1 protein-coding gene is annotated in these 1,068 nt (G+C 57.4%); it reads right to left on the minus strand.

The features are described 5' to 3' along the window. Window positions 1-519 precede the first annotated feature (519 nt). On the minus strand, window positions 520-1,068 hold a 549-nt coding region (locus DBR24_RS34585), incomplete at its 5' end, for an AraC family transcriptional regulator (protein ID WP_256592018.1).

Raw genomic sequence — 1,068 nt, forward strand, 5'->3', positions numbered from 1 at the left:
ATAAGCTGTGTTCCCTTCATTGAGCTTCAACCCTTCTGCTACTAAACGGAAGGGAGGCAGCTGTACGCAGGTTAGTAGACCGGGGAACTCAGCTTAAGCCGGCGCGCCGAAGCGCCCTACGTACAGCCACCATCAAGCTCAGGTACGAGAGCACCTGTGATGAAAGTACGACCAGCAGAATTACCACGGGCTACTAAACCCGATCACTGGGAATCAGTGACCCGATTGAAGTTACGCAGCAAGCCCTGGGCGCACAAGCCGGCGGATTCTGGCGCAGGCGTAGGCAGTGGCGCAAGGATTTGTGGGCTGTTTCGCGTAACGCTGAGTGTCTTTAAACACCTGTGATGCGGGATGTTTATTGCGCTCAAGTATCGAAGATTTACCTGTAGGAATTGGGTGCTGCAGCTGGCGCATTCGCGAGCAAGCTCGCTCCCACAATGGATCTGCAGTGAACATCGAATTTGTGAGCAGCCGAGAGCAACTGTGGGAGCGAGCTTGCTCGCGAAGAGGCCGGAACAATCACCCCCGATGCATCTGCCGAAACTCGCCGGGCGGCATCCCCCGCCGACTCTTGAACGTGCGATGAAACGACCGCGGTTCGGTAAACCCCAGATACTGCGCAATGTCCTGAATCGGCAACGTGCTGTTCAACAGATAATGCTCGGCCAGCTCTTGGCGCAAATCATCGAGGATCTGCTGATACGACGTCCCCGCCTGATGCAATTGCCGCTGCAACGTGCGCACGGAAACAGCGAGTTGTTCGGCGACCTGTTCCTTGCGCGGCAACCCCTCCTTGAGCAACTGCCGCAGGATGCTTTTCACCTGCTGTTCCAGCGACGCATCCTCAAGCGTCGCCATCAACCCCATCGCATGTTCTTCCAGCGTGCGCAGCAATTGCGCATCGGCCTGGCGCAACGGCAACTGCAAGTACGCTAACGGCACGATCAGCGCCGAATAGGGCTGATCGAACAACACCGGACAATCGAAGAACTGCTCATATTGCGCCAGCGTCACTTCGTCCGGGCGCGCATGCTCCAGCCACACAGCGGCCGGCGACATCTGCGTATC

Source organism: Pseudomonas sp. HMWF006, assembly GCF_003061205.1.
In the GTDB taxonomy this organism is placed as follows: Bacteria; Pseudomonadota; Gammaproteobacteria; order Pseudomonadales; family Pseudomonadaceae; genus Aquipseudomonas; species Aquipseudomonas monsensis.